The sequence below is a fragment of the Pelagibius sp. genome (genome assembly GCF_028289705.1).
GTDB lineage: Bacteria > Pseudomonadota > Alphaproteobacteria > Kiloniellales > Kiloniellaceae > Pelagibius.
Genome location: NZ_JANQOI010000078.1, coordinates 1 through 5224 on the forward strand (window position 1 = coordinate 1; position 5224 = coordinate 5224).

The 5224-nt window shown below is 67.0% G+C and carries 5 protein-coding genes; 2 read left to right on the plus strand and 3 right to left on the minus strand.

What is annotated here, in order from left to right:
• A partial coding sequence (locus Q0996_RS09395) for a DUF2927 domain-containing protein (RefSeq protein WP_299618100.1) occupies positions 1-401 on the plus strand: 401 nt, incomplete at its 5' end.
• Between the two features lie 171 nt (positions 402-572).
• On the opposite strand, the gene amt is transcribed toward Q0996_RS09395, so the two are convergent.
• Together amt and Q0996_RS09405 are read right to left on the minus strand one after the other, a co-directional pair.
• On the minus strand, positions 573-1955 hold the full coding sequence (amt, locus tag Q0996_RS09400; RefSeq protein ID WP_299618102.1) for an ammonium transporter: 1383 nt from the start codon (positions 1953-1955) through the stop codon (positions 573-575).
• A 16-nt stretch (positions 1956-1971) separates the two neighbouring features.
• Positions 1972-2310: a P-II family nitrogen regulator gene (locus tag Q0996_RS09405; RefSeq protein WP_299618109.1), complete on the minus strand. Its 339-nt coding sequence runs from the start codon at positions 2308-2310 to the stop codon at positions 1972-1974.
• 394 nt (positions 2311-2704) lie between these two features.
• On the opposite strand from Q0996_RS09405, the gene Q0996_RS09410 reads away from it, so the two are divergent.
• The gene (locus tag Q0996_RS09410; RefSeq protein ID WP_299618104.1) at positions 2705-4003 is read left to right on the plus strand and encodes an FAD-dependent monooxygenase; all 1299 of its coding nucleotides are present in this window, start codon (positions 2705-2707) and stop codon (positions 4001-4003) included.
• Between the two features lie 140 nt (positions 4004-4143).
• Here Q0996_RS09410 and Q0996_RS09415 read toward each other — a convergent pair.
• Positions 4144-5224: Xaa-Pro peptidase family protein (locus tag Q0996_RS09415; RefSeq protein WP_299618106.1), on the minus strand; the 1081-nt coding region annotated here is incomplete at its 5' end.

The window sequence follows — 5224 nt, forward strand, 5'->3', positions numbered from 1 at the left end:
GCATCAGGTTTGCCACAGAGGAACAGTGGGACGACTACATGCGCAGGCGGGTCGAACGGGGGCTTCCGTTTCTATCGCAGTTCCAAATTAGCTGCAGTGTCGGCGTCTCCGGGCGTGACAGCGGTGACCTGTTCTTCTTCGTACACATTCCCGAAAGGCACCCGCCTGCCGAGCGACGGGCGTGCATTGCCCAGGAGCTCGGCCACACCACCGGACTGACGAACGATGTCAACGGCGCTCATGACAGCGTCTTTGGCGATTGGGCCGGGTCCTCGGAACTGACGGAAGTCGACTACAAGCTCCTGCGCATCCTCTACGATCCGCGACTCCGCCATGGGATGTCCTGGGAAGAGGCCAAACCCCACGTCCAGGCGATCATCGAAGAGATGGAGGCTGAGTAAGGGGCCTGATGTTCTCGGGCCCGAAAAAAAAAGGGCCCGGAAGCGGTGCTTCCGGGCCAGTTTGGCAGAGGATGACCGCTCCCGGCCGACCCGGGGACCCCGACAAACAAAGCTGCGGGGCCCCGGTCCGGCCGGGTGCGGTCACCTGAGTGAACGCATGAACCGGGTCTCCTAGAGCGACTGGGAGCCGTGGCCGAACTCAGGATAGGCCTCCATCCCCAGTTCCGCCTTGTCGAGACCCATCTCCTCTTCCTCCTCGTCGACCCTGAGGCCGATGGTCGTCTTCAGGGCGAACCAGACGATGGCGCTGGTGACCACCATGAAGGCGCCGATGGCGACGATGCCGACGAGCTGGGTCGTCAACTGGCTGAAGAAGCTGTCGGCGCTGAGGGCCACGGCGATGGTGCCCCAGACACCGGCCACCAGGTGGGCGGAGACGGCGCCGACCACGTCGTCGACCTTCAGCTTGTCCAGCAATGGGATGGCGAAGACCACCAGGGCACCGCCGACGGCGCCGACGAACAGCGCCATCAGGTGGTTCTGCACGTCCGGGCCTGCGGTGATCGACACCAGGCCGGCGATGGCGCCGTTGAGGGCCATGGTCAGATCGATCTTCTTGTAGATGATCTGGGTGAGGATGATGGCGGCCACCACACCGGCGCAGGCCGCCAGGTTGGTGTTCACATAGACGATGGCGATGGCTGCCGCGTCTGCCGCCGAACCGAGGGCAAGCTGCGAACCGCCGTTGAAGCCGAACCAGCCGAGCCAGAGGACGAAGGTGCCCAGCGTTGCCAGCGGCAGGTTTGCGCCGGGCATCGGGTGCACCGAGCCGTCGGCCCCGTACTTGCCCTTGCGCGGGCCCAGGATGACGGCGCCCACCAGGGCCGCCCAGCCGCCCACCGAGTGGACGATGGTGGAGCCGGCGAAATCGGAGAAGCCCATCTCGGTGAGCCAGCCGCCGCCCCAGGTCCAGGAGCCCTGGATCGGATAAAGAATGCCGGTCAGCACCACCACGAAGATCATGAAGGGCCAGAACTTGATGCGCTCGGCCAGGGTGCCGGAGACGATGGAGGCCGCGGTGGCGACGAAGACCATCTGGAAGAACCAGTCGGACATCACCGAATAGGTGCTGTTGTCGAGCACCAGGGCGAGCTGCTCTGCCGTGGCGTCGCCACCGGCGCTGACCAGCTCGGCTTCCGCGGTCGTGGTGTTGTAGAGGAAACTGAAGGAGCCGATGTAGCTCCCGACATCGGTGTACATCAGGTTGTAGCCGATGACGTAGTACATGATGCCGGCGATGGAATAGAGCGCGATGTTCTTCAGGCAGATGGTCGCGGTGTTCTTGGTGCGCACCAGGCCGGATTCCAGCATGGCGAAGCCGGCGGCCATCCACATCACCAGGAAGCCGCTCACCAGGAACGAAAAGGTGTTGAAGACAAAGGCGGTCTCGGCGGAGACCTCGGCGCGGGCCGGCGTGGTGGCCAGCAGCAGCGCCGCCCCGGCGAGGCCGGCGATCCCGGCGGTCCGCTTCATGGTGTTGCCCCTCGTACTCATAGTCTTGGATTCCTTCCTAAAGCGCCTCGGCATTGGTCTCTCCGGTGCGGATGCGCACCGCATGGCCAATGTCCATGACAAAGATTTTCCCGTCGCCGATGCGCGCGGTGTTGGCCGAGCTTTGGATGGTCTCGACGACCTGCCCGATCATGTCGTCTGAGACGGCGACCTCGATTTTCACCTTGGGAAGAAAGTTCACCGAGTACTCCGCCCCGCGGTAGATCTCGGTCTGCCCCTTCTGCCGGCCGTAGCCCTTGACCTCGCTGACCGTCAGGCCTTCGATGCCAATTCCCGTGAGCGCTTCGCGCACATCATCGAGCTTGAATGGCTTGATGATGGCCATAACCATCTTCATGACGCGGCTATCCCCTTTCCTCACAAGCACCAAACGAAACGGATGCCCCATACCCACTGGGCCCCCGCCGGGCCGTACGGCCCGGAACCGCCGGCTGCCCAAGGGACCGCCGGTGTCTCCTTCGTGCAGAGTCAAGAAGCGTGCCAAACCGCCATGGATCGCCGGAAAGCCGCGGAATTCGGTGGCTTTGATGCATTGCAGCAAGGGCGCGCCGATCCTGTGGCGGGCAATGTAATTGCACATTTGTTAGGCATATGCTGCACTGCGATGAAATTATAGGCAGCACACGAGCGATTAGGCGTGGCGGTTTGTCCCCAAAGGCCCTGCGACAAGCCGCGTCTGGACAAAGCCGAGGGCGCGGGCGATAGCTGGGTGCGGACGTTCGGAGGGCAGGGTGACGCAGCGACACGAGAGCGAGGTGCTGATCGCCGGCGGCGGCATGGTGGGGCTCAGCCTGGCGACCGCCCTGGCGGAGGCGGGCCTGTCGGTGCTGGTGGTGGACCGCATGGACCCGGCGGCGATGCGCGAGGAGGCCTTCGACGGCCGCGGCTCGGCCATCGCCCGCGGCTCCAGGCAGGCGCTGGCCGTGCTCGGTCTATGGGACGGCATGGCGGCGGCGGCCTCGCCGATCCTCGACATCCGCATCTCCGACGGCGCGCCGGGGGCGCCCCTGCGCGGCGGCGCCTCCTCGCTGTTCCTGCACTTCAGCCACCGCGATGTGGAAGCCGGTGGGGCGGTTTCGGACGCGGCCCAGGCCTTGGGCCACATCGTCGAGAACACTGCCATCCGCCGTGCCTGCCTGGACCGCGCGAAGACCCTGGCCGGGATCGAGCTGCGCGCGCCGGCGGAGCTGGTCTCGGTGTCGCGCACCACCGGCGGCGTCAACGCCCGCCTGAACGACGGCACGGAGCTGCGCGCCCGCCTGCTCATCGCCGCCGACGGACGCGGCTCGGCCCAGCGCGCCGCCGCCGGCATCGCGGTCACCGAGATCGGCTATCCGCAGACCGGCATCGTCGCCACCGTGGGCCACGAGCGCCCCCACAACGGCGTCGCCCACGAGCACTTCCTGCCGTCGGGGCCCTTCGCCCTGCTGCCCATGACCGATGCTGCGGATTCAGGCGGCAAGACGGTCCACCGCTCCTCCCTGGTGTGGACCGAGCGCAGCGCCCTTGCCCCCACCATGCTGGCGCTGGAGCCGGAGGCTTTCGCCGGCGAGCTGCAGCGCCGCTTCGGTGATTCCCTTGGGGCGCTCAGCCTCTGGTCGGCGCGGCGCTGGTCCTACCCACTCGCGCTGCTGCATGCCGAGCGTTACGTCGACCAGCGCCTGGCCTTGGTGGGCGATGCCGCCCACGGCATCCATCCCATCGCCGGCCAGGGACTGAACCTCGGCCTGCGCGACGTGGCGGCGCTGGCGGAATGCATCGTCGATGCCCGGCGCCTCGGCCTCGACATCGGCAGCGCCGGCGCGCTGCAGCGCTACCAGCGCTGGCGGCGCTTCGACACCATGGCGCTGATCGTGGCGACGGACTCGCTGAACCGCCTGTTCTCCAACGACTTGCCGCCGGTGCGCCTGCTGAGGGACCTGGGTCTGGCGGCGGTGAACCGCCTGCCGCCCCTGAAGCGCTTTTTCATGCGCCACGCCATGGGCCTGGTCGGCGACCTGCCCCGCCTGGTCAAGGGCGAGGCGCTTTAGACGTTCTCTACCCCGTCATGCTTGGGCTTGTCCTGAGCATCCATGGACGTGCCAGACCAGAACCATGCCGGCGAAGGTCCCAGCGGACCGCACCATGGGCCCTCGGGACAAGCCCGAGGGTGACGGAAGAGCGCGCGGCGCTAGACTTCCCGGCTGAGCAGCCGCTCCTCGTAGGGGAAATCGGAGAGCAACTCGCTGCCGGTCTCGGTGATCAGCACCTGCTGCTCCAGCTTCACGCCCTCATGCCCGCCTTCCTCGCCGATGTAGCTCTCGACGCAGACGGTCATGCCGGTATGGAACAGTCCGTCGTAGCCGGAGCGCGCGAAGTCCTTGTCGTAGCGCACGGCGGGATACTCGTCGCAGAGCCCGACGCCGTGGACCACCACGGAATAGCGGTTGGCCGCGCAGGAGGCGGGCATCGTCCAGGCGGTCTCGGAGAGCTCGCGGAAGCTGAGGCCCGGCTTCAGCAGCGCGGTGTTGAACTCGATCTGCTCGCAGGCGAGGCGGAACAGGCGGCGCTGTTCGTCGCTCGCCTTGCCCTCGCCGCATAGGAAGGTTCGGGAGACGTCGGCACAGTAGCCGTAGGGGCCGATCAGGTCGGTATCGAAACTGACGATGTCGCCGGCCTGGATCACATGGTCGCTGCTTTCGTGGAACCAGGGGTTGGTGCGGCCGCCGGCGGCGAGCAGGCGGGTTTCGATCCACTCCCCGTTGTTGGCCGCGTTCACGTGGTTGAGGATCGCCCAGAGCTGGTTCTCGGTCATGCCCGGCGTCAGCCGGCGGTGCATCTCGCCCATGGCCTCCTGGCAGACGGCGATGGCAGTGCGCATGGCCGCCATCTCCTCCGGGCCCTTGATGACGCGGGCCAGCTCCATCACCTCCTGGCCGTCGTGGAGGGTGACGTTCAGGGCCTGCAGCGCGGCGGTGCCCAGGGGATCGCACTTGTCGACGGCGAGGCACCGGTTGCCGCCGCCGTGGCGCCCGACCAGGTCGGCGATCTCCGCCGCCCAGACCCCGGCCAGCTCGGCGCTGCGCGGCCCGGATTCGAAGTAGAACCAGGAGACCGCCGGGCGCACCTCGTCGATCACCTCGATGCCGTCGGAGAGGTGCTCGCAGTTGTGGAAGTCGAAAACCACCACCGGCCCCCCGGTGGCGACGAAGCAGTAGCGCACGGGGTTGTGCATGCACCAGACCGCCATGTTGCGGCTGTCGCAGGCATAG

What these genes read in the sequence shown, in the direction of transcription:
- amt (WP_299618102.1), bottom strand. Translation starts at nt 1,955, where the DNA reads ATGAGTACGAGGGGCAACACCATGAAGCGGACCGCCGGGATCGCCGGC.
- Q0996_RS09405 (WP_299618109.1), bottom strand. Translation starts at nt 2,310, where the DNA reads ATGAAGATGGTTATGGCCATCATCAAGCCATTCAAGCTCGATGATGTG.